Origin of the sequence: Mariprofundus micogutta (genome assembly GCF_001895085.1) — a bacterium.
GTDB classification, from domain to species: Bacteria; Pseudomonadota; Zetaproteobacteria; order Mariprofundales; family Mariprofundaceae; genus Mariprofundus; species Mariprofundus micogutta.
This window is the reverse complement of sequence record NZ_BDFD01000003.1, coordinates 79,127-103,160: the sequence shown is the minus strand read 5'-3', so window position 1 is coordinate 103,160 and position 24,034 is coordinate 79,127. Positions and strand designations below refer to the sequence as shown.

Annotated in this window: 22 protein-coding genes; 12 read left to right on the top strand and 10 right to left on the bottom strand. The window is 49.0% G+C overall.

The genetic code is table 11. The features are described 5' to 3' along the window. Positions 1–106: 106 nt before the first annotated feature. From MMIC_RS02785 to MMIC_RS02765, 5 genes are all read right to left on the bottom strand, one after another. Positions 107–3,142 (bottom strand): AsmA-like C-terminal domain-containing protein, encoded by a 3,036-nt coding sequence (locus MMIC_RS02785; protein WP_072658818.1) that lies wholly within the window; start codon positions 3,140–3,142, stop codon positions 107–109. Between the two features lie 20 nt (positions 3,143–3,162). After that, the gene (locus tag MMIC_RS02780; protein ID WP_072658817.1) at positions 3,163–3,792 is read right to left on the bottom strand and encodes an MlaC/ttg2D family ABC transporter substrate-binding protein; all 630 of its coding nucleotides are present in this window, start codon (positions 3,790–3,792) and stop codon (positions 3,163–3,165) included. 65 nt (positions 3,793–3,857) lie between these two features. Further along, complete coding sequence (gene mlaD, locus MMIC_RS02775) at positions 3,858–4,307, bottom strand: outer membrane lipid asymmetry maintenance protein MlaD (RefSeq protein ID WP_072658816.1); 450 nt, start codon at positions 4,305–4,307, stop codon at positions 3,858–3,860. Positions 4,308–4,319: 12 nt separating this feature from the next. Then, complete coding sequence (locus MMIC_RS02770) at positions 4,320–5,123, bottom strand: MlaE family ABC transporter permease (RefSeq protein ID WP_072658815.1); 804 nt, start codon at positions 5,121–5,123, stop codon at positions 4,320–4,322. Then, positions 5,120–5,929 carry an ABC transporter ATP-binding protein gene (locus MMIC_RS02765; RefSeq protein WP_072658814.1) on the bottom strand — a complete coding sequence of 270 codons (810 nt, stop codon included), beginning with the start codon at positions 5,927–5,929 and terminating at the stop codon, positions 5,120–5,122. The genes MMIC_RS02770 and MMIC_RS02765 overlap by 4 nt, the downstream gene beginning before the upstream one ends. A 113-nt stretch (positions 5,930–6,042) precedes the next feature. On the opposite strand from MMIC_RS02765, the gene MMIC_RS02760 reads away from it, so the two are divergent. Continuing rightward, positions 6,043–6,963: a branched-chain amino acid transaminase gene (locus tag MMIC_RS02760; protein ID WP_072658812.1), complete on the top strand. Its 921-nt coding sequence runs from the start codon at positions 6,043–6,045 to the stop codon at positions 6,961–6,963. A gap of 69 nt (positions 6,964–7,032) precedes the next feature. Here the strand turns inward: MMIC_RS02760 and MMIC_RS12675 are convergent, their stop codons facing one another. Next, positions 7,033–7,188 (bottom strand): hypothetical protein, encoded by a 156-nt coding sequence (locus tag MMIC_RS12675; protein ID WP_171966441.1) that lies wholly within the window; start codon positions 7,186–7,188, stop codon positions 7,033–7,035. Between the two features lie 135 nt (positions 7,189–7,323). Between MMIC_RS12675 and MMIC_RS02755 the strand changes: the two genes are divergently transcribed. From MMIC_RS02755 to MMIC_RS02725, 7 genes are all read left to right on the top strand, one after another. Beyond that, a complete protein-coding gene (locus tag MMIC_RS02755) occupies positions 7,324–8,112 on the top strand; it encodes a methyltransferase domain-containing protein (protein ID WP_072658811.1) in 789 nt (262 codons plus the stop codon). 271 nt (positions 8,113–8,383) lie between these two features. Next, entirely contained in the window at positions 8,384–9,769 is a 1,386-nt protein-coding gene (gltX, locus tag MMIC_RS02750; RefSeq protein WP_072658810.1) for a glutamate--tRNA ligase, read from the top strand. Between the two features lie 116 nt (positions 9,770–9,885). Beyond that, positions 9,886–11,955, top strand: coding sequence for a M3 family metallopeptidase (locus tag MMIC_RS02745; protein WP_072658808.1), 2,070 nt, complete (start codon positions 9,886–9,888; stop codon positions 11,953–11,955). Next, positions 11,952–12,140, top strand: coding sequence for a hypothetical protein (locus MMIC_RS02740; RefSeq protein WP_072658806.1), 189 nt, complete (start codon positions 11,952–11,954; stop codon positions 12,138–12,140). The genes MMIC_RS02745 and MMIC_RS02740 overlap by 4 nt, the downstream gene beginning before the upstream one ends. A gap of 237 nt (positions 12,141–12,377) precedes the next feature. After that, a complete protein-coding gene (locus MMIC_RS02735; protein WP_072658805.1) occupies positions 12,378–12,758 on the top strand; it encodes a SpoIIAA family protein in 381 nt (126 codons plus the stop codon). After that, the gene (locus MMIC_RS02730; RefSeq protein ID WP_265331361.1) at positions 12,751–13,068 is read left to right on the top strand and encodes a YajD family HNH nuclease; all 318 of its coding nucleotides are present in this window, start codon (positions 12,751–12,753) and stop codon (positions 13,066–13,068) included. The genes MMIC_RS02735 and MMIC_RS02730 overlap by 8 nt, the downstream gene beginning before the upstream one ends. Positions 13,069–13,268: 200 nt before the next feature. Beyond that, positions 13,269–15,518, top strand: a complete 2,250-nt coding sequence (locus MMIC_RS02725) for a TonB-dependent receptor (RefSeq protein ID WP_072658801.1) — start codon at positions 13,269–13,271, stop codon at positions 15,516–15,518. 47 nt (positions 15,519–15,565) lie between these two features. On the opposite strand, the gene MMIC_RS02720 is transcribed toward MMIC_RS02725, so the two are convergent. Genes MMIC_RS02720 through MMIC_RS02710 form a run of 3 tightly spaced genes read right to left on the bottom strand, consistent with a single transcriptional unit; the run spans position 15,566 to position 17,648 of the window. Beyond that, a complete protein-coding gene (locus MMIC_RS02720) occupies positions 15,566–16,609 on the bottom strand; it encodes an AI-2E family transporter (RefSeq protein ID WP_072658800.1) in 1,044 nt (347 codons plus the stop codon). A gap of 3 nt (positions 16,610–16,612) precedes the next feature. After that, the gene (locus MMIC_RS02715) at positions 16,613–16,816 is read right to left on the bottom strand and encodes a hypothetical protein (protein ID WP_072658799.1); all 204 of its coding nucleotides are present in this window, start codon (positions 16,814–16,816) and stop codon (positions 16,613–16,615) included. Further along, positions 16,809–17,648: a sterol desaturase family protein gene (locus tag MMIC_RS02710; RefSeq protein WP_171966444.1), complete on the bottom strand. Its 840-nt coding sequence runs from the start codon at positions 17,646–17,648 to the stop codon at positions 16,809–16,811. Before MMIC_RS02710 ends, MMIC_RS02715 begins: the two co-directional genes overlap by 8 nt. A 222-nt stretch (positions 17,649–17,870) precedes the next feature. Here MMIC_RS02710 and MMIC_RS02705 point away from each other — a divergent pair, with 222 nt between their 5' ends. The 4 genes from MMIC_RS02705 (at position 17,871) to MMIC_RS02690 (ending at position 22,855) form a co-directional block, all read left to right on the top strand. Beyond that, positions 17,871–18,548 carry a YiaD family glycine zipper/OmpA-like lipoprotein gene (locus MMIC_RS02705; RefSeq protein ID WP_072658796.1) on the top strand — a complete coding sequence of 226 codons (678 nt, stop codon included), beginning with the start codon at positions 17,871–17,873 and terminating at the stop codon, positions 18,546–18,548. A 300-nt stretch (positions 18,549–18,848) separates the two neighbouring features. Continuing rightward, positions 18,849–19,052 (top strand): transcription antiterminator/RNA stability regulator CspE, encoded by a 204-nt coding sequence (gene cspE / locus MMIC_RS02700; protein ID WP_072658974.1) that lies wholly within the window; start codon positions 18,849–18,851, stop codon positions 19,050–19,052. A 174-nt stretch (positions 19,053–19,226) separates the two neighbouring features. Continuing rightward, a complete protein-coding gene (locus MMIC_RS02695; RefSeq protein ID WP_171966440.1) occupies positions 19,227–21,410 on the top strand; it encodes a DUF3857 domain-containing protein in 2,184 nt (727 codons plus the stop codon). 14 nt (positions 21,411–21,424) lie between these two features. Further along, a complete protein-coding gene (locus MMIC_RS02690; protein WP_072658793.1) occupies positions 21,425–22,855 on the top strand; it encodes a hypothetical protein in 1,431 nt (476 codons plus the stop codon). A 210-nt stretch (positions 22,856–23,065) separates the two neighbouring features. Here the strand turns inward: MMIC_RS02690 and MMIC_RS02685 are convergent, their stop codons facing one another. Then, the gene (locus MMIC_RS02685) at positions 23,066–24,022 is read right to left on the bottom strand and encodes an acetyl-CoA carboxylase carboxyltransferase subunit alpha (RefSeq protein WP_072658791.1); all 957 of its coding nucleotides are present in this window, start codon (positions 24,020–24,022) and stop codon (positions 23,066–23,068) included. Positions 24,023–24,034 lie beyond the last annotated feature (12 nt).

Below are 24,034 nucleotides of genomic sequence, written 5' to 3'. Positions count from 1 at the left end.
ATGCTGATTGTCAGGAAAGACAAGTGAGATCTGTCACATTGTATGTTCATGAGGTGTGTTGAAAAAGCCGGGCTTTCCCTGATGCATGCATTTGAGAAGCGTAGGCTTAAGAGCCGAACCACTCTGTGGGAAGATTGAAAAGGCGTTCAACAATGCCGGGGGAGGCGAGTCCTGCATCTTCGGCGCTCACAGCCTCAACCTGAGCATCGGTGAATGGCCCATGCATATGATAAATCTTTCGCATCAGGCTGTGTGATTTGCCGCCGAGAAGGTCGCGGAGCAGCGGTATTTTAGCCAGCAATGCATCCAGATTCTGGAGCGGTTGCGCAACCAGATAGAGATCGATGTTCGCTTGATTGATATCCATAGTTCCCTGACCCACGAGATCAAATGCAGATGATCTCAGGGCAACATTTCTAATCTGGATATTCTGATTTTGCATAATGGCTTCCATCTGCAGGCGTTCATACATGATGCCCGGTCCTGAGAGGTCCTTACGTTGCCCCAGCAGCAGCTTGTATAATTCTGTAAGGTTGAATGCAGCCAGTAGTGTTGTAAGCGTGCCGCCCTCCAGAATTCTCCCATCATCCACGCGTAATCTCAGTCTGCCATCAATGCCTTGCCACCAGGGCTGATTCTTGAGAATGATGCCCTGACCTGAAAATAGCAGGTGACCATCGCCATTACTGAAGCGTTTGGATAGATCGCCGAATTTCATCAAATGCCCGAAGTCACCGCCCAATTCGGCAAATCCACGCCAGTGCATGCCGCCCTCGCTTTCGGGTGTGAGTGTGGCGGACATGGTAAGGGTTTGTTTTTCAACATGAGCGGACAGTTTGCGCAAATCCACTGTGCCTTTGCCGGGAAGCGAGAATATGGCATCTACATCAGTGATGTTCAGTTGTGCGGTGCTTATTTTTTTTGCTTTGAGCCGGCCAAGACTGTTTTTGGCTGAAGCCAGCTTGATACTTACACCATTCATCTGTGCATCATTCCAGTCGAAGCGTTCAATATCAGCGGTTAAAATCCAAGATTGCTCAATAAGTTGATCCGGATGATCAAGTGCTTCAGGCAGGGCATTACGATTTAAGTAACGCACTTTTGTTGATAAAGACCAGGGTGTGTCGGCGAAGGGAATTCTGATATCCAGAGAGCCACTGAATGAAGGGGTGTGCAGATCATTCAGATAAAGGCTGAATGCATCGCGGTTGATTTTCACAATGCCGCTGTGAATGAGAAGGGCTGCACCTTCGCTTTCCAGCTTTGTCATATGGATGGTTGGTATCGCCTCATTGAGTTCCACATCACCTGCAAAATTGATGCGATAGGCTTCCCCTGCATCTTTGCTGGAGCCCAGAAGATGCTGCCATCCGGCAGCTGTCATATCGATATGACCTGACCATGTTTTATCAAAATGTAGTTCTGTTTTGATCGTGCCGTCTGCATCTGATACGGGCAATTGAAAGTGGGCGGCTACTGCAGAAAAATCGCTCTCGCCTTTGGCATCCATTTCGGTAATGCGCCAGTTACCATCTGCACCGGCTGCTGTACTCAGCGATAGCGTTCCTTGCATGTGCTCGGATTGAAAATGCATGCCGGAAATATTCAAGCCATGTTGCTGGTCCCATTGCGCAGATCCGGTTGAGAGCTTTAGCGCTGCATCATGGATGGATACATTCCAGTCACCAATAGGGTTCAGTGTTGCTGTGGCCTGTGCAGGTTCCGGTTGACTGGGATCCCAAATCAGCTCAAAAGTACTGCTTGCTTTAGCCTGACCCCACTGCCAGTCAGAGATATGGCTCGGCCCGAACCAGCGCAATAAGGATGCGACATCGACATCGGATTGTCCTGAAACATGAAGCTCCAGCGTCTGCCATGGGATATACAGGCTGCCGGTTGAGTGGCCAAGCTGTCTGGGTAGTTCGGCATCAATAATGTCGGCATTCAGTCCGCTCTGATTGAGTTTTACACTGGCATGGGTCTGCAGAAGAAAGTCTTCGGAGAGCCCCAGGGCGATGTCGGTTTGTTCAATCTCTGCTGCAAGTTGGTACTGCATATTTTTCCATGCATCAGATGTGGGCAGCGAAGACAATGGGTTCTGCCATGTCAACGATAGCTGTCCTTTGATCTGTTTGGCTGACCCTGCCTGCATCATGGAGAGCCAGTTTTGCCATGCTTCATCGCCAAGCGGGCGTAACCAAGACCAGATTAACGGCATGGCCAGCTGATCGGATGTCGCGGATGCAGTTAATCGGCCCTCATGCCATTTGCCATTTGCTGAGATGCTGTTGTCGCCCAGCGCCCAGAAGACTTTGCTGATATCTACTTGTTCCAGCTGGATGGGCTCAAGCTGCTTCATCCTGATATTCATCTCTGTTTCGATGCGGTTCAGGCTATAGGCATAAATAGTTTCGGGGAAAAGGGTTACAGGCTGCGCTGACTGCGCTGACGCGAGGATATGCCAATCGTGTTGCGAAGTTCTTTGCAGTTTTATGTTGATTCTGGGGCTGCCTTGCATCTGCTGGCGCATCTTTTCCGGTAGCCAGTTAATATGACTGCAGGACATAGTCAGCTGTTTAGGCAGGCCATCCGAATCAAGCTGCGCATGCAGGGACAGTACAGATGAAACCGCATCAAGCTTGCTGCTGTCACCATCAAGTGTTAGACGAAGTCCGGGCAGCGAGCCGTGCATCTCTTTATAGGACCAGTTTAAGGTGACATCTTCGAGAATAATCTGCTCGGCAGGAATCGGAGCGCTGGACTCCGCATTATGACGCAGGTTCAGTGTGCCGCCATTGAGGCGAATGCGATCAGGTTGAATGGCTCCGGTGAGCAGGGAAGAGAGTGGCAGTCGTACGGCAACACCGCCATCATGAAATGCGACGTCTTCCTGGCTGTTGATGAAGTCCAGTTTGTCGGAACGTAGCCACAAATGCCCGGCCCAGTACCATGACAGACCACCCAATTGTACCTTTTTGAGTTCAAGGTTCTGGGCAAGATATTGCTCGATGCTCGGACGTAGCGAGTCGAGCGTAGGAGATTGCCAGTATACCCAACTGCCCGCTACAGTGATTGCCAGTAGCAGTAGCAGGAAGACGCGCCGGCAAGATGCCAGCGCGCGTTTAACCAGTTCGCCTTTCATGGCGGAGTGTTTTATCTCGGTCAGCTCTGGTCTTTTTCTTTCAGCTTGGCGATTTTATCTTCGAGTGTTTTGAGCAGGCCCGCATAACCACCCGCATCCAGTGTTGATTTGAAATCCTGATAGAAGGTGCGCACCATGCTGGTGCCTTCGATACGAATGTCATATACCTGCCAGCCGGTTTTGGTTTGATGCAGGCGATATTCAACGGGAGTTTCACGCGTGCCATCGATGACGGTCGACTCGACACGTGCTTTTTTACCTTTCATTTCGGCATCGGCAAACACCACTGTCTGGCCTTTGTATTCATTCAGACGGTTGCCGTAAGAACGCTCCAGTAATTCACGGAATACATCTGTGAAATGAGCGTGGTCATCCGCGCCGAGCTTTTTCCATGGTTTACCCAGACTACGTTTGGCCATAGCCATGTAATCGAATTTACCTTCGACGGTGTTACGGATGGCATCCCGGTCAGCCGTAGTCAGTTTGCTCTTGTCGGTACGACTATCCAGCACATGAATAATCTGGTTTACCGTGCTTTCAATAACTGTTTTTGGATCGTTTTCACTGCCAGCGGCGTTTTCAGTTGCCCATGCCGGCATGGCAATCAGGAGTGTGAAAAGTGCGATCATACTGTGTTTTATCAAATTCATGCTGTAACTCCTTTCCTTTGATAGTGCATCATAGAATGCATGGATGCGGCGGCGAAGCGGAATGATTACTCCTTGCCGCTGAAAATATACTTGCTGATCAGATCTTCAATGTTGATGGCTGATTCGGTCTCTTCAATTTCACTGCCTGCGACCAGCGCATCGTCTTCCATGCCCTGGGTGATACGGATGTAGCGGTCACCGATAATGCCCTTGGTGCGCACCGATGCGAATGCATCTTCAGTAATTGCCACGCCTTCGTGGATGCGGAGAATCATGGTTGCGTGGTCGTTATCGGTCAGGCTGACCGCATCCACACGGCCGATAATGACACCGGCCATCATAATGTCGCTGCCTTTGCGCACGCCACCGGCATCGTCGAAGTCTGCGGTCAGCGTGTAACCGGATTCACCAATACCACCGACCTGGCCGACTTTCAGAGCCAGCCATGCAATGGCAACCAGCCCCAGGAAAACAAATACGCCGACAGTCATTTCCACTTTTCTATACTGTTGCATTACAAACTCCTATTACAGGTAGAACGAGGTTAAAATATAGTCCATGATCAGCACGCCCACAGAGGCAACAACCACGGCTTGCGTGGTTGCTTTGGCAACACCTTCAGTGGTTGGGGTGGCACGATAGCCCATGTAGGTACAGATCATGCCGATCATGAATCCGAATACGACTGCTTTTACCCAGCCGCCGTAAATATCATGCATGGTGATTTTGGCAATGAGTTCAGCCATATACGCGCCGGGATTCACGCCCAGTAGTTCAACACCCACGATATAACCCGAACCGATACCAACCACATCAAAAATGGATACCAGCAGGGGAACGGCAATGGTGGTGGCAATGATACGCGGCAGCAAAATGCGCTGCTTGGGATTGACTGCCATCATTTCCAGCGCATCAGTCTGTTCAGTTACACGCATGATGCCAATTTCAGCTGTAATACTGGAGCCCGCCCGCCCGATGATCATGAACGCGCCAAGCACAGGACCGAGTTCACGAATGATCGACATGCCTACGCCCGCACCAAGCAGTGATTCCGAACCGAATTTTGCCAGTGTGTAATAGCCCTGTAGTGCCAGCACCATGCCGGTAAAGGCACCGGTAATGATGATAATGGCCAGTGATCCCACGCCTAGCGCATACAGCTGTAGAACGAAATGTTTGCCCTGCCAGGGGCGGACAAAAAACAGTGACAGGGCCTGCATGCCGAGGCGGGTACCATCACCGAGTTCTTCAATGCCGCGCATGGCATAGCGGCCAAGGCTGCCGAAAAACATGGATATAGCGGATGATTTACCAGACATTTCGTTACTCATGATTCCAGCCTTACTGTACCCGGTCTGTGAGTCAGGTCATCAATATAGGATGTTGTACTGCGTGAGAAGGGGATTGGCCCATCAGGACGGCCTTCAAGGAACTGGCACACGCGCTCATCGGTGCTCTCCCTGATCGAATCCGGCGGGCCTTTGGCAATAATGCGTCCCTGCCACATCAGGATAACATGGTCTGCAATGGCAAGGCCTGCGGAAACATCGTGGGTGACCACGACCGAGGTCATCCGATTCATTTTAGAGGTATCATGTATCAGCGTGCTGATAACACCAGCAGAGATCGGGTCCAGACCGGAAGTGGGTTCATCAAAGAAAACAATTCGGGGATCCATGGCCATGGCACGGGCGAAAGCCACGCGTTTGGCCATGCCGCCGGAGAGCTCTGAGGGCATCAGGTTTTCAAAACCGCGCAAACCGACCTGCTCTAGTTTCATGGCAACCATGGTGCGAATCACATCTTCATCCAGGTCGGTATGTTCATGCAGTGGAAATGCAACATTGTCATATACATTGAGCGAATTCAGCAGGGCTGAATACTGAAACAGCATGCCCATGCTTTCGCGTACTTCATACAGGCGTTTGTCTGGCATGTCGCACAGATCTTCATCACCGTACCAGACGTGGCCTGTGGTGGGTATTTCCAGGCCGGAAAGCAGACGCAGCAGGGTGGTTTTTCCTGAGCCGGAACCACCCATAATTGCAGTAATGGCACCCGTCTTAATATGGATATCAGTCGATGCTACTGCATCCACATCGCCATATCGTTTGCTTAAATTCTCTCCACGGATCATGGCCGGAGGATAGCACAGCAAAAGCGCTTTGCACGCTCAAGGATGGCATGGCTCGATGTGAGACGCTACATTACGCGCTGTTTTATTATAAATGCAGGATTGGAGTTGTTTCGATGAATTTCGCAGATCGTGATGGATTAATTTGGTTTGACGGTCAGATGGTAGATTGGCGTGATGCCAAGGTGCATGTGCTGACACATACGTTGCATTATGGCATGGGTGTTTTTGAGGGTGTTCGTGCCTACCATGCTGATGACGGTGCTGCGATTTTCCGACTGCAGGCGCATACTGACAGGCTGTTTCGCTCAGCCAAGATTATGAATATGGATATGCCTTTTAGCAAAGAAGAGTTGAATGATGCGCAGTTGGCGGCAGTTCGTGAAAACGGACTGGATTCGGCTTACCTGCGCCCGATGGTGTTTTATGGATCAGAAGGTATGGGACTGCGTGCCGACAACCTCAAAACCCATGTTATTGTTGCCGCATGGAGTTGGGGAGCCTATCTGGGTCAGGATGCACTGGAGAAAGGAATTCGTATTCGCACCTCTTCTTTTACCCGCCACCATGTGAATATTGCAATGTGTAAGGCCAAAGCCAATGGTAACTATATCAATTCCATGCTGGCTCTCTCCGATGCACAGCGTGATGGTTATGACGAAGCACTATTACTAGATGTTGATGGTTTTGTGGCTGAGGGCTCCGGGGAAAACTTCTTCATGGTTTACGACGGGGTGATTTACACGCCTGAACTGACCAGTGCCCTGGATGGGATTACGCGTCAGACCGTCATGCAATTGGCGAAAGAAGAGGGTTATGAGGTGCGGGTGAAGCGCATTACCCGCGATGAAGTCTATGTAGCTGACGAAGCTTTCTTCACAGGTACAGCTGCCGAAGTTACCCCGATCCGTGAGCTGGATGGCCGCAGCATCGGTTGTGGCTCACGCGGACCTGTTACAGAAGTCTTGCAGAAGAAGTATTTCGATGTGGTTCATGGTCGCAGTGAGGCGCATAAGCAGTGGCTGGCTTATATCTGATCCGGATAGCGTGAGACGAAAAGGCCTGAATTGTGCAGGCCTTTTCACTTGGATCGTTTGACTCTTTGATCAGAGGAAATTGATAGCGACCAGAATGCCTACTGCACTGAGGATTAACGCGACCATCATAAAGTTGGAGCCTTTAAAGTCTTCATTCTCCCCTGGCATGGGGTTGCGCTTCCACGAATTGTCCAGATCATCGAGATTATCATTGTTTACACCCATCCGGTGTCCCTCTATGCATTCCATTGTTTATCTTGTTCTTCCTGATGCAGATAGTTATAGACCAGGATTGCCAATTCCGCCATCTCCTGAACCGAGGATTAACCGGGACGTAGACCACATTACTAAAGAAGAGGCATGCTTTTGATTCAGTCAGATCGGAATTTTGATGATTTAAGTGAACGTTTTGCACGTAATATCTATGGTAGTGCCAAGGGTGAAGTGCGTCTTGCCATTGTCTGGGAACATCTGTTGCAGACTTTGCCACAGCTCAGCGAAGGTAAACCGCTGCGTATTCTTGATGCCGGTTGCGGATTGGGTCAGATGGGGTTGAAGCTGGCAGAGATGGGGCATGAGGTGGTGCTTTCCGATCTTTCTGAAAAAATGCTGGAAGAGACGCGTACCTTGTTTAAGGAAAAACGACCGGAACTGGAGCCGGTAATGATCCATGCATCGGTACAGAATTTGGATTCTGAAATGCATGGTCAATTTGATCTGATACTGTTTCATGCTGTGCTGGAGTGGCTGGCAGAGCCGAAACAGACTCTGCAGCACTTGCTGAGATTCATCCGGCCGGATGGTTTTCTCTCACTGATGTTTTATAACCGCGATGCACTGGTGTTTCGCAATCTGATTCGCGGCAACTGGCGTAAAGCTGAAAGTGATAAGCTGCAGGGTGAGGAGGGCGGACTTACGCCATATTATCCGTTAACGCTGGAAGAGGTTCAGGGCTGGCTGATGGAGTGGGATTGTCCGGTGCTCAGTCGCGCCGGTGTACGTGTGGTTTTTGATTATATGGATCGCAAAATGCGTGAGGCACGAGATGTTGAAGAGGTGGTGCGTATTGAGATGAAGTACGCCAGAAAAGAGCCTTATCTTCATATGGGGCGTTATCTGCATCTGATTGTTTCTAATGCATCGAAATAACCGATTGCGGAAGGTGGTTACTTAAAAAAGCCTGAAAAGGCCATGCCGAGCATGAGAAAGCCAATGAGAAACAGAGCAATGCCAAGATAACGCTTGAGCGGATTTTCCTGATCGTGTTCCTTTTTGCTCATGATGCTCTCCCAGTATCTCGCTGTAATAGCGAATTCTTATGTTTTTTGCGCCAGAGGTAAATATGGATCTCTCTTTACTCTTTAACAGTGCCGCTACTTCCGGTTAGGCTGCGCCGCCGTTTTTGAATTTAGGAGAACCCATGACTGTTCGTACTCGTTTTGCCCCATCACCAACCGGCATGTTGCATATTGGCGGTGCCCGTACCGCGCTGTTTGCCTGGTTGTATGCCCGTCACTTTGGAGGCGAATTTGTACTGCGCATCGAAGATACTGATCGCGAACGCTCAACCGATGAAGCAACGAAGGTAATCCTTGATGGTCTTGCATGGCTGGGACTGGACTGGGATGGTGAGCCCGTTTTTCAAAGCGCCCGCGAGGCTCAGCATGTAGCCGCGGTGGAAAAGCTGCTTGCTCAAGGCAAAGCGTATAAATGTTATTGCAGCAAAGATGAGCTGGATGAGATGCGTGAGGGGCAGCGCGAAGCCGGCCAGAAAGCCATGTATGACGGACGCTGCCGCAGTCGTAAAGAGCATCCTGAAGGAGCGCCATATGTGGTACGTTTCCGCTCTCCTGATGAAGGGGAAACCTGGGTAAAAGATCAGGTGCTGGGTGATGTCTGCTTCCCCAATAAAGAGCTCGATGATCTGATTATCATGCGTACAGATGGCACGCCGACCTATAATCTGGCTGTAGTGGTGGATGATGCTGATATGGGAATCACCCATGTTGTTCGAGGCTCTGATCACCTGAACAATACACCGCGTCAGATTCAGCTTTATGAAGCACTCGGCCTGATACCACCTGCGTTTGCTCATATTCCACTGATTCACGGTCCTGATGGAGCTAAAATGTCCAAACGTCATGGTTCCGTGGCGATTACCGAATACCGCGAACAGGGTTATCTGCCACATGCAGTGAATAATTATCTGGCCCGTCTCGGCTGGTCACATGGCGATGAAGAGGTGTTCTCCGAAGCTCAGTTGATTGAACTGTTTGATCTGGCACAGGTTGGTAAGGGTGCTGCCCGTTTTGATCAGCAGAAGCTGGACTGGCTTAACGGCCATTGGCTGCGCGAGTCAAAAGCTGCGGACCTGGTGGCCGAAGTCAGCCGTCTGCTGGCGATCGATGTGTCGGCGGGCCCTGATCTGGAGCCTGTGATTGCTTCATTGCAGGAGCGTTCTAAAAACCTGGTGGATCTGGCAGAAGGCGCACGCTTCTTTTACGAAGCTCCCACAGCATATCAGGAAAAAGCTGTGAAGAAGAATTTCAGGGATACCACATGGCCTCTGCTTGAGTCCTTTATTGCACGCATTGAAGCCATGGAAGATTTTTCAGGTGAAGCTGCGCATGCTTTGATCGGAGAAATTTGTGAAACCGAAGGCGTGAACATGGGTAAACTGGCTCAGCCGATCCGCATCATGGTTGCCGGTGGCCCGATTTCACCGCCGATCGACCTTACTCTCGGCCTGCTAGGTAAAGATGAAACACTGGCTCGCTTAAAGTCGGGAATCACTGCGCTTAAATAAAACGGTAATATTTACTCTGAATGCCCTGAACAAAGGGATAGCCATTCGAGAGTGTTTATGAATTCACGGAGAATGCCTGGGCTTGCGTCCAGGCTTGGCTGATTTAGCTTGCCAGCATGACTGAAAATACTTCCCTTACTGATAATCCGATTCTTGACAGCATTACGGCTGAACTGCCGCTGTTTGATGCAATTCAACCTGAATATGTGCTGCCTGCGATTGATGCGGTGCTGGCCGAAGCACGGCAGGCAGTATCTGAACTGATTGAGCAGAGCGATCCCGACTGGGATTCGTTGATGCTTCCGCTTGAAGTAATTGATGAGCGCCTGGGGCGTGTTTGGGGACCGGTCGGGCATCTTAATTCGGTATGTGATTCGGATGAATTACGCCCTGTTTATCAGCAGGCTGTAGCTAAGATGACCGAGTGGTCGAGTGAACTGGCCCAGAATGAAGAGCTCTATGCTGCCATTCGCAAAGTAGCTGAACGCCATGATTTCACCGATCTGTCTGCCGAGCGCAGGCAGGTGGTTGAACACGCGCTTCGTGATTTTAAACTTTCCGGCGCTGAGTTGGAAGGGGAGGCGAAGGCGCGGTTCAAGGCAATCCAGATGCGGCTGTCCGAATTAACAACAGCTTTCGGTCAGCATGTGCTTGATGCAACACAGGCTTTTGATCTGCACTTGAGCGATGAGGCGGATGTTGCAGGTTTACCTGAATCTGTTTTGGCCTCTGCCTCACAGCGTGCTGAGCTATCCGGAAAAGAGGGCGGCTGGTTGATTACACTCGACGCCCCGTCTTATGTGCCGTTCATGCAGTTTGCAGAGCATCGTGGTTTGCGTGAAACGATGTACCGTGAATATGTCACACGTGCATCCGGGGGTGAACTCGATAACGGACCGGTGATTGATGAGATTCTGAGTCTGCGTAGCGAAGCTGCAGATTTGCTTGGATTTGAACACTACGCAGCATCATCTTTGGCCAGCAAAATGGCGGAAGACGTAGATGAAGTAACCGGATTTCTGCGTGAGCTGGCAGCAAGGAGTAAGCCGCAGGCACAAGCGGAGTTTGCCGAACTGCAGGCTTTTGCTGCGGCCGAGTTGGGTATTGAAGACCTGCAGGCGTGGGATGTGGCTTATGCCTCAGAAAAGCTACGTCTGAAAACTTATGCGATTTCTCAGGAAGAGCTGAAACCCTATTTTCCGGAACAGAGTGTTGTGAACGGTATGTTCGGGCTGGTTGAGAAGTTGTACGGCTTGTCGATCAAAGAGAATACGGATGTGCCAAAATGGCATAACAGTGTGCGTTATTTTGAAGTGTCAGGTCAGAACGGAGATCAGATCGCTGCCTTTTATCTTGATCCGTATGCGCGTGCACACAAGCGCGGTGGCGCATGGATGGATGAGTGCATTGTGCGCTGCCGTAAATGCGATGGCTCTTTGCAGTTGCCGGTGGCTTATCTGGTATGCAATTTTGATGCGCCGGTAGGAGATAAACCGGCACTGTGGACACATGATGAAGTAACAACACTGTTCCACGAGTTTGGTCATGGTCTGCATCATATGCTGACCACGGTAAGCGAGTTGGGTGTATCAGGTATCCGTGGCGTGCCATGGGATGCAGTGGAACTGCCAAGTCAGTTTATGGAAAACTTCTGCTGGGAGCGGCAGGTCGTTGATCTGTTTGCGCGTCACTTTGAGACGGGTGAAACATTGCCGGATTCCTTGTTCGACAAGATGCTGGCGGCAAAGAATTTCCAGTCAGCAATGATCATGTTGCGCCAGATCGAGTTCGCCCTGTTTGATGTCTTGCTGCATAGCGAGTTTGACCCGGCCGGTGAAGAGACTGTGCAGCAATTACTGGACCGTGTACGTGCCGAAGTTTCAGTTATCGCACCGCCTGCGTTTAATAAGTTCCAGAACAGTTTCTCGCATATCTTTGCCGGTGGATATGCGGCGGGTTATTACTCCTATAAATGGGCTGAAGTATTGTCAGCTGATGTATATGCCACATTTGAGGAGGAGGGGGTGTTGAATGCGGATACGGCTTCCCGTCTGCGCGAAGAGTTGTTATCTGTTGGTGGTAGTAAAGAGATTATGGATGCCTTTGTGGCGTTCCGGGGCCGTAAGCCGAGCGTCGATGCATTGCTGCGCCATAGCGGGCTGAATGTTGAAGGAGTGGAAACATGAGTGATCAGGTGACAATCGTGGATATCAAGATGCCGTTTATGTCGATGGTAGTATTTATGGTGAAAGCGGCCATCGCATCGATTCCAGCATTTATTATCCTCTCCATTTTCGGCTCGATTACATTTGCGCTGCTCGGGGCAACATTCGGATCAATCGAGACCTATTTCGGCCCGACACAGTACTAAGGTTGCTCTGAATAACTACGTCCATGTCGTTGTTCAGCACGAAAAGGAAAAAAGATCGATTTCTCCTTTTCTCACATAATCTAATCACTTGTAGTGCGAGGTTTGGTCGCCCATGGCCTGTGCGGATGCTCTGATTTATTCAGTTCTCCCTGATTCAGACGGAATGATGCCTGCAATCATACTCTGACAGGTCTATACTAAAGTGTGCCCGATGTTTCAGAGCCATGGAGGTCACCTATGATTGATTTTGATCTGAATATGCAGAATTTAATTCTCACAGTGCGGCCCTGTGGCCCGTTATCAGAGGATGATTTCAAAAAGGTTGCCAGGCGGGTGGATGCCGTGATTGAGAAAGATGGTGATCTTCCCGGCTTGATTATCCATGCCGAATCATTTCCCGGCTGGGATAGCTTTGCCGGCCTGCTCAGTCATTTACGTTTTGTCAGGGATCATCACAAGTTTATCAAAAAAGTAGCCATTGTGTCTGATGCTGCAGTGCTGACGATCTTTCCTCGTATCTCTGCCCACTTCATTCGTGCAGAGCTCAAACACTTTCATTATGAAGATTATGAGGCGGCGGTGGAATGGATTGAAGATAAAGAGTCGCCAGATGAGTGATAGCCGGGGCTCATATCGAGAGCAGGCCTTAAAATTATTCCCCTGGGTATGCGGTCGTTGTGGGCGTGATTTTGCAGGCAAACAATTACGCGAATTGACAGTTCATCATAAAGACCACAACCACAGTAATAACCCACCCGATGGCAGCAACTGGGAACTACTCTGTACCTACTGTCATGATAATGAGCATCAGCGTTACCTTGAAGCGGATGCTCAGGGTGATATCAAACGTGATGAACCCGAAATGACAACCTACAAGGGGTTCGCCGGGCTGGACAAACTATTAAAAGGCGACAAGAACACAGGCTAGCTATCTGCGGGACTTTAGCTTTTTCCATTCCGGCTTGCTTGAGCCGTAGCCGGATCATTGCCCTCGGAGTTGCCTGTCTGAGCGGGCAACAATCACCTGCGACAATTTGCCCTATTATTAAAATCTCTTTCGTCACTACTCTTCGCCCCCACCTACACTTTTGAGAGGCCTTTTTTAAATATCAGGCGAGGGGACAAACCATGAATATATATTATCGGCAGGCATTTCTGGCGGCATTGATTGCAGCTTCCAGCCACGGTGTTGCTCTGGCGGAAGATACAGGGCTTCCTGTCATCGATGTAACCGGCTCAGCTGTGACCGATACGCAGGCGCCGCATTGTGAAATTATTCCTCAGAAAGAGCTGAAATCTCTGGCACCGGCAACCAGTGACTCAGCCAGCTTGCTGAAGAATATTCCAGGCCTCAACCTTCAGGGTGGGGGCGCTGTTTCCAGTTTACCTGTGATTCGAGGTCTTGCTGATGATCGTCTGCGAATCAAGGTTGATGGTATGGATCTGATTTCTGCTTGTGGTAACCACATGAATCCAGCTCTCTCCTATGTGGATCCGAGCAATGTCGGCAGTGCAGCGGTCTTTGCCGGCATTACACCTGTCAGCATTGGTGGTGATAGCATCGGCGGTACTATTCTGGTTGATTCCGAAGAAGTGGAATTTGCCAAACCCGGAGAGGGAATTCTAAGCAAGGGTGAGATTGGCGCATTCTATCGCAGCAATGGCAATGTTCAGGGTGGCAATGTGGCCGCGACAGTGGCCAGTGAAAATGTGAGCTTGAGCTATCGTGGCTCAACGGCCAAAGGCAAAGATTACAAAGCTGGCGGTGACTTTAAACCGGCCGGACTTGCAGCGGCAGGTCGGGGCTGGCTGGCTGCTGATGAAGTTGGTTCAAGCATGTACAAGTCGACCAATCAATCGATCGCAATGGCTGTACTTAATGGTAACCATCAGTTTGATGTGAAGCTGGGGCTGCAGGATATCCCTTATCAAGGCTGGTCAAATCAGCGCATGGATATGACCGGAAATGACAGTAAGCAGGCTAACCTGCGTTATGAGGGGCAATACAACTGGGGCGAGTTGGAAGCACGCGCCTATTATGAAAATACCAAACACGCCATGCAATTCGGTGAAGATAAGCTGTTCTGGTATGGAAACCCTATGCCAATGGCTCCAAATGACGGCGTTCCCTGCACACCTTCTGCAGGCATGATGGGCTGTGCTGCGGGTATGCCTATGGATACAGAAGGGCTGAACATCGGTGGTAGCATCAAAGCCAATATCCCACTTTCAGCAGGCTCCCTGCTCAGGGTGGGTGGTGAGACCCAGCAGTATCGGTTGGATGATTGGTGGGACCCATCCGGTAGAATGATGGCACCTAATACCTTCTGGAATATCAATGGCGGGAAACGTGACCGTCTGGCTCTTTTCAGTGAATGGGAGTCCGAATGGAATTCGGACTGGCTGACGCAGTTTGGTGTACGTTATGAACAGGTCACGATGGATACCGGCACGGTGCTAGGGTACAATAATATGGCTGTCTATGCTGCTGATGCAGTTGCCTTCAATGCCGCCAATCGCAAGAAAACCGATAATAATATTGATCTGACGGCGCTGGTGCGTTTCACGCCGACAAACACACAGACGATTGAGTTTGGCTATGGTATGAAAACCCGCTCACCGAATCTTTATGAGCGTTACACCTGGTCAACCTTCGGCATGGCCATGCGCATGATCAATATGGCTGGTGACGGCAATGGTTATGTGGGTAACCTGAACCTGAGGCATGAAACTGCTCATACCATTAGTGCTACGTTCGATTTCCATGATGCTGAAAAGAAAGCATGGGGAGTCAAGGTGACGCCGTATTATAGCTATATCAAAGACTATATTGATGCTAATCGCATAGCTAACCACGCTGCTACGACTGGTTTTGTTTATCTTCGCTTTGCCAATAAATCAGCCAAGATGCATGGCGTTGATGTGTCCGGCAAGCTCTCTCTGGTTGAAGGCAGTGACTTCGGAAGCCTCTCTGCCAGCGGTATCCTGAACTATGTGCGTGGCAAGAGTATGGCGACTAACGATAACCTCTATAATATCATGCCATTGAATGGCCGGATCGGGGTTACACACCGCCTGAGCGGCTGGACTAACACTGTTGAGGTTGAGATGGTCGCTGCCAAAACGAAGGTTTCGAAGGTGAGAAACGAGGTTCCGACTTCTGGGTACAGTCTGCTTAACCTGCGCAGCAGTTATGAGTGGGAACAGGTGCGCATTGATGTAGGCGCTGAGAACCTGCTCGATAAATTCTATAATGATCCGCTGGGTGGTGCTTATCTGGGGCAGGGCAAGACCATGTCGGGCACCATTGTACCCTGGGGTGTCCCTGTTCCGGGTATGGGGCGTTCGTTTTATGTCGGTATGACCGTCAAGCTCTAGGGTCTTATGGCAACTACATAGCCACGAATGCCCCTGGGTGTTCGTGGCTATTTTTTTATTTCAGCGATGTCTTCCTGATTGATATCAGGGCCTAATAAAATCGCTATCCATTTTGTGCCTTTACGCTCTTCCAGAGCCAGTTTTACCACCATCGTCAAAGGTACTGATAATAACATGCCGACAGGACCGAGAACCCATCCCCAGAATACCAGAGACAGGAACACAACCAGAGTCGAAAGGCCAACGCCTTTACCCATAAAACGCGGTTCAATCACATTGCCCATAACAAGATTTACAGCAATAAAACCGAGTCCGGTTAATACGGCATCACCCAACCCGAGTTGAACCAGCGCTAACAGCACGGCTGGCACTGCGGCAATGATTGAACCGATATTGGGAACAAAATTAAACAGGAATGCCACGAGCCCCCACAATACCGCGTGGTCCACACCGAGCAGGGATAGCCAGAGAGTGATGCAGGTGCCGGTTGCAAGACTCACCCAGGTTTTGATGGCGAAATAAGAGCTGACGGTGCTGGAAAACTTTTCAAAAGCCCCGGTTGAGGGGGCTGATTCACCCATTGCAGCCCATTTATGCGGCAGGGCTGTCGCTTCAATCAGCAGAAAAATCACGGTCAGCACAATGAGGAATGTATTGGTCAGCGCATTGCCCAGGCCCGATAACAGGTTGCCTGCCATGCCCATGGCAACAGATGGATCGAGGTTTTCACGCAGCAGTTGCGTATTCAGGTTGATGCCGAGGCTGGAAAGCCAGGTGGTCAGGTCGGCAGTCTGCTGATGCAGACGCGCTTGATAGGTCGGCAGATTACTGGAGAACTCGGCAACCGATGCACCGACAAAAGCGCCCAGCAGGCTTCCAATCAACACCAGTACCAGTGTGATAATCAGAACTGAAATGGCTGCTGAAATGTTTCTATCCGTCAGCCATTTCAGGGGTGGCAGGCAGATGATGGCGATAAAGGCTGCAAGCAGGAATGGCACCAGCATCGAGGTTGCAGCCTGCATGCCGGCCACGACCACCACAAAGGCTGCGGCAGAGATTAAGAAATTGTGGCCGGATTGCGTTTCCATAAGCTATTGGTAACTGCTCAGTCGCTCATCTTCAATATCAAATGCGGTTTCGCCGCTTGCGAACATCAACTTCAGATAAGGTACACAGCCTTCACATTCCAGTCCGCAGCCGGTTTTGGCCTGAGCTGTTTCAAAGTCCGGAAACTCTTTCAGCTGCTCAAAGGTCTTGTTGATACACTCACAGCGATTGACCTTTTCATCACACATGCGGGTTCTCCTGATCGTTGGTTTTGTGTTGCAGGATCGGATACTGGCCCAACTGATGATGAAACGGCAAGCGCAGCATGAAGCCCAGCTGATGTGTCGGCGCCTGTTGCAGGTGCTCCAGACCGATACGCATTGCAGCGTGTCCTTTTTCAGGTTGGGCCCGGTAGGTGCCGAACAGCCGATCCCATATCGAAAGATTGAAGCCGTAGTTACTGTTGGTCTCTTGTTTGATGATGGAATGATGTATCCGGTGCACATCAGGGGTAATCAGGAGCAGCCGTAGCAGTGCATCCAGTCGTCGGGGTAATTTCACATTGGCATGGTTGAACATAGCCATGCCGTTGAGCACAACTTCAAAGATAATTACCGCCATAACCGGCGCACCGAGCAAAACAACACAGCTGATTTTTATCAGTAGTGAGATGATGATCTCGATGGGATGAAAACGCAGCCCTGTGGTGACATCAATATCTCGATCAGCATGGTGAACCATGTGCAGTCGCCATAACAGGGGCAGCGCATGGAACAGTAGATGTTGTGCGTATATAATCAGATCAAGCAGGACAACTGCAGCGAAGATGGTGATGGGGGCAGGCAGTTCCAGCCAGTTCAGTATTCCGAACTGGTGCCCGGCGGCCCAAACGGCAGCGCCTGTTGCACCTGCAGGCAGCAGCAGACGCACGATCGCGGCATCCAGAATGACAATGCCAAGGTTGGCGCCCCAGCGTTTGCGCCCCTGAGTCAGCTGCTTGCGCGGGGCAAACAGCTCTAACAGAGCCATGCCGATAAGAATGGTGAAAAAGAAAGCGAGTCTGATACTGGATTCATCCATGTCGCCATGCTGTATGAAAACCAGATAGAGGAAAACGTTGGTTGCACGCATAGCGCGTAAATTCCCCTTGGTGATGTTTGTCATAGTTTGTAGTTTGAAGCGACTTATGATGGCAGTCGCCACACAGGCATGGCATCGTGTTTTTTGCTATACTTGCGAGTACAGACGATGAAAGCATCGCCGATAGTTATTGAGAATGTGATTGTTTGACGGAGGAAAGAGATGAAACGAATGATGATATTGGCAACCCTGCTGGGACTGACCCTGACTGGTTGCATAAGTAATGATGATCCAAATAAGAATACCAAGCAGGGCGCTGCTGCTGGTGCTGCTATCGGTGCTATTGCCGGTGCTGTGATCGGTCATCAGCAGGACCGTTCCGGTGGTGCATTACGCGGTGCATTGATTGGTGGTGCAGCCGGTGGCGCATTGGGTGCCGGTGTTGGTTATTATATGGACAAACAGCAGGCTGAGTTCAATCGTGTGCTGGCTGAAGAGCGCCGTGCCAATCAGATCGAAATTGAACGTCTGCAGAACGAGAATCTGAAGATCACCATGAACTCAGAGGTTTCTTTTGATTACAACTCGTCACAGCTGAAACCAGCATTCCACAATACACTGGATAAAGTGGCTGATATTCTGAGTCGTTATCCTCGTACAACGATCAAGGTGACCGGTCATACCGACAGTCGCGGTTCAGCTGAATATAACCAGCAGCTCTCTGTGAAACGTGCACAGTCAGTAGCCTGGTATCTGGCAGATCGCGGTGTCAGCTCAAACAGGGTCATTGCCGATGGTCGTGGTGAGTCTCAGCCAAGGGCAACCAATGAGACAGAAGCAGGACGCCAGCTGAACCGTCGTGTTGAAATGCTGATTATTCCGGATCGGGATATTCAGTAACAGCTGACTGAGTTTGTAACTCAAGAGCCCGGCTATTGGCCGGGCTCTTTTATTTTCCAGACAGTGCCATAAAGAGACTGTTTGGAAATCGATAGTGTGACAGATTGAAGACAAAGTTGATTTTTGGCTTAATTTTACTGGCATATTGCTATTAACTGACATACAGTGCGCATCGCAGAACATGATTATTGATGGTTTTAATGGACAATTGTAGGGCTCGTTCCTTGAATTTTGCCACTAAATTTCTCGTCTGAAGCATGAATGCAGATAATTATATTTAGAATAGAGGTACATTTCAAAATGGCTACAGGAACAGTTAAATGGTTTAACGACACTAAAGGCTTCGGCTTTATCGCTCAGGACGACGGCGGCGACGACGTTTTCGTTCACTTCTCTGCAATTCAGGGTGACGGCTTCAAGTCACTTGTTGAAGGTCAGAAGGTTGAGTTTGAAGTAGAAGACGGACAGAAGGGCCCACAGGCTCGTAACGTTTACCCACAGTAAACCGTCTAAGTAAGATTTAAAAGCACCTCGCCTCGGCGGGGTGCTTTTTTTTGTCCTCCATTTGGGGGACAGACATCAATTAAAAATTGAGTAAGCTTGCCGGGCTAAATCCGGAGGGGAAGCTTTATGGTTAAGTCTGTAGCTGATTTCATGAGCACGTATAGGTGTATGGTAATGGCGATATTATTGCTTATGTGCTCTTCAACAGCGTATGCAGCTAGCCTTGCACCAAGCTTGAAACAGCAGTCCAGTCTATGGGGCGGGGGAGATGGGGCCGAAGTCCTCCATGCCATCCAAAAAGTGATAGTTCGCGAAGACAAACATTGGGAGGAGGTGCAATACTACTCCATTCAGGTCAATGATCTTGATGCTGCAAGAGACTATGGCCGTATCGTGATTCCGTATAATCATTATTACAACAATATTGAGCTTGAGTTTGCCAATGTTCTCAGCGATAAGGGTGTGATCAAAGCGGTTGCTAGCGACGCGATTCAGAGGCGCGATAAAAGCGGGCAGGATTTTTATTCTGAGGACTCGGAGTTGGCATTTTCACTGCCTGATATTAGCCCTGGTTCAATAATTGAATTTCAGTTTCGTATTCAAAGTGAAAAGTTGACCATGCCTGATTTATTTTACAATCGATCCGATAACTACTGGTTTCAGCCTACAGCTGGAGGGGATGGGTTTAGGGCAGATCCAGTGCGTGAAGCGTCATACGAATTAAACCTTCCTAAGCAGATGCAAATCCATATCAAAGAGTTTGGTCCGGGCAAAACGGATTACGATGTTGCTAATAAAGCCAACAGACAAGTACACATGTGGAGTTGGGATAGGTTGCCTGCAATTTCGATTGAAGGGAATATGCCTGATTTTGATACGTTGAGAAAAAGAATCCGAGTGTCGACCAGCAAGCAATGGATGGATGTTGATTCATGGTCCTGGAACCTTGTCCGAGACAAATTTCAGTCAACTTCTGCGGTTTCAAAACTTGCTAAGAAGATTGCTCGCCCCGGTGACAGCAGGGATAAGAAGATCAGAGCTGTATATGCATATTTGCAGCAAAATATCCGTTATGTTTATGCCCATCTGGGGCGTGGTGGATATGAGCCGCATATTGCTGATGAAATTATTCAAAAACAGTATGGCGACTGTAAAGATCAGACTATATTGGCAGTTTCGCTGTTGAGGGAACTTGGTATAGATGCCTATCCTGCACTGATTGCCACCAGACGTGTTGGCCAGCCTGATATGGATATGGTCCATTTAAGTTTCGATCATATGATTGTACATATTCCCCAGGCAGATGATGGACACAACACGAGATGGATGGATACAACCTCTGATCGAGGTCTTTTCCCCGGTATATATAACAGTCTGCTTGATCAGCCTGTGTTTGTTCTTAATGGTCACGGAGGCAAATTAACGACCATTCAGCAAGATGATTTATATGAGAATCTCGCAAGGCTGGAAATAGATTTTACCACCAATAAAAATGGCAGTTTAAATGTTGTGATGAATACTTTTCTCTCTGGGGAATATGAACAGTATTTACGTGACTGGTGGTTAAGAGATCACAACCGTAAAACGAATTTAAATAGAATGGTTTCTGGGCTTTTTACCCTTGAAAAAGGTGATGTGAAAGTGGACGCCGAAGTGCTTCATCATAATGATCTATGGAAGCCGATCGCCATTAAGGCTGAATTTAATCTCAAATCAGAAAATGGAAAAAAAGAAATATTTCCTTCTGTAGCCATTTCCCAAGTTTATCGTATGTTCAATGCCCGGGGGGTCCTTCCGCTTCCGGCATCAAGGGAAAATGACTGGCTGGACAAGCAGCCTCATACCCTTCAGATCAAGGCTAATTTCCATGATAAAAAAAGACGATTTCCTGTGGTTGTACACTCAGGCGGGTTTGTGGATAACGATTATTATGTTGTGACCCAGAGAGGTGAAAAAAGGGAAAAAGAGTATTCCATATTTATGGAATTTAAGCAGAAAGCTCTTTCTCTATCCCCTAAAGGGTACAAAAAATATTACTATGCAATTGAAAACCTGCATAAAAATAGCGGGAGTTGGCTTATCGCATATGACGAAAATGAGAAGAATAATTCATTGGCCGAATTGAAAGCGAAAAGTGAGGGTGAGGGGGGAGAAGAGTCTAAACTAAAACTCGCCCGTCATTATATTAAGCAGGGGCAGTTCGAAGAGGCCCTGAGAATTGCTACTGCTGTTGTCGAGTTAGATAAAGAAAATGGACAAGCTTGGTATATCCTTGGGGTTGCTCAGGGCTACAATGCGATGATTAGCGAATCTACCAAGTCATTCACTCAAGCAACCACACTAGGTTATACCCCGTAAGTGACGTGTACCCGATGAGATTATATTCTATTTTTCTGGCACTGGCATTTTTCTCTATCAATTCATTGCCTGTAACCGCTTACGCAAAAGCAGGGTCTGACTCTGCAATAGAACTCTGGGAGAAAGGGCGTACTGAGGTTCGTCGTGGCTTAGAGAGTGGCAGTAGTAGTACGCTGAAAAAAGCAGAAAAAATATTGAGGGATGCTCGTTCTCAGATGCCTGACAATGTTAATCTGCAAGTTGAATACTATAGGCTTCTATACCACCTCGTCGGAGAAAAGGACTTTAATAAACAAGCTCTGGAGAAGGAGTTTTCTCTTTTGCATCAAAAAGCGAAGGAGGTTGTTCATCCTCCAGTGATGCTTGATATTCTCGATGCATTTCAGCGGGACAGGCCGAGCCTGTTTACAGAACCAGCAACGTCTGAAGAAAAACTGAATCTTTTAAGACAGGCGATCAGGCAGCAACCTAAGTCTGTTCTTGCTTGGTATATTCTTTCTGTACATCAGCAAAATGAACACCGTGAATTCCTTGCTCTAGATGCAGCTTTGATGGCGTTAGAGCTTGATAAAGATAATGGCAGTGCTCTCTATCAGGCCGGAGAGTTATATAATATCATTGCAGAAAAAAATACCTATGTTTATGAAGAGACTGAAGTTTTAGGTAAGGCTGCAAGGCATTTGGCCAAGGCAGTGGCAATAGTTCCAAATCATGGAAGTAACCTTTATGCGTTGAATCTGTTGGGCCAGATATATGTCAGACTTGGGTTATTTCCTCTAGCTATGGAGGTTTCGCAGAAAGCCAAGGCTCGGATGATATTTGATGGTATTTTGCTCCACCCTGCGGCATTGACGGATGCCCTTATCTATCTCGGCAAAGGAGATGAGGCGGTGGCATTGATGAAAGTCAGTCGTGAGGTGGACGTTAAATTTCTTTCTCATCCTGTTTCAAGTGCAGCTAAATCACCTGCTAGAAAAAGCCGTTTTGCTGCTGCAAATGTTTTGAAAGGCGATTGGAAAAGAGCATATACTGAGTATGTGAAAGTCGTGAAAAAAACCGATTCACCCAAACTTAAATGGATTGCACAGTGGGTACATGACGTTTATGGCAAAAAGTCACCACGCTTTGTTAATATGATGAAGATGGAAGAGGCTTTTGAACCGATCAGCGAAGGAGCTTCCACTGATCCATGGATCAAAAAAATCAATGATTATTTAACAGATGCGAATAGAGATGAGATGGCTTTGGTTAGAGATGCGAATGGGACCTTTCAGAAGGTAGAGGCTCATTTCTATACTGCCTTGGCATTGTGGATTGGTGGGGATGCCGAAGGTTCAAAAAGGCATTTAAGAGAAGCTGTAAAATTAAAAGCCTATGGTTATCAAGAGCATTTTTGGGCAACTGTTTTTCTAAAGAGTGAGCTGTTTTCAGAAAACAAAGGTTGAGTTTAAAGTAGAAGGCGGACAGAAGGGCCCACAGGCTCGTAACGTTTACCCACAGTAAACCGTCTAAGTAAGACTTTAAAGCACCTCGCTTCGGCGGGGTGCTTTTTTTTGTCCTGATTTTGCAAGGTGTTGGTAACTGTTTTGAGCATCAACGCATGTATTACCCAGAACAAGTGCCTGAAGCTGCTTGTTCAGGGTAATATAGCAGGATTAGCCGCCGTACTGGCCCAGATTACGGAGGCGCTCGGCGCGCTGGGCGAGCAGTTGATCCACAGGCAGAGCCAGCAACTCATTCAGTGTTTTTTCCAGGGTGTCGGAGATCAGTTCCGCCGCATCTTCGACATTGCGGTGTGCTCCCTCCAGAGGCTCGGCAATGATGCCATCGATCAGGCCAAGTTCCTGCAGGTCTTCAGCTGTTGGTTTCAGAGCTTCTGCTGCTTCATCAGCATGCGCACGGTCACGCCAGAGAATGGCTGCACAGCCTTCAGGAGAGATTACCGAATATGTGGAGAACTGCTGCATATACATGCGATCTCCTACTCCGATAGCCAATGCCCCACCGGACCCTCCTTCACCGATTACAGTACAGATTACCGGTACTGTAAGTGCTGCCAGTTCCTGCAGGTTGCGGGCTATCGCTTCACTCTGGCCGCGTTCTTCAGCATCGATGCCGGGCCATGCACCGGCTGTATCGATGAAGGTAAGAACCGGGATTTCAAAGCGTTCGGCCAGTTTGAGCAGACGCAGTGCTTTGCGGTATCCTTCAGGCCTTGGCATGCCGAAATTACGTTTCAATTTTTCTTTGGTGTCGCGGCCTTTCTGGTGGCCGATCACCATAACACTTTTGCCGCGGAAGTTTGCAATGCCGCCTACAATGGCACCATCGTCAGCGAATGCACGGTCACCATGCAGTTCCTGAAAATCATCAAACATGTGTGGGATATAATCCAGAATATACGGGCGGTCAGGATGACGCGATAGCTGACAGACCTGAGCGCGTGTTGCCTTGCTGTAGGTCTGCTCGATCAACTTGGACCGTTTTTCATTCAGCTTTTCGACCTCTTCAGCGATATTCATGCCTGAGCTTTTGCCCATGCCGGACAACTCTTCAATCTTTGAGGTTAGTTCTGCGATCGGACGTTCAAATTCCAAATAACTATAAGCCACTTCAATCTCCTC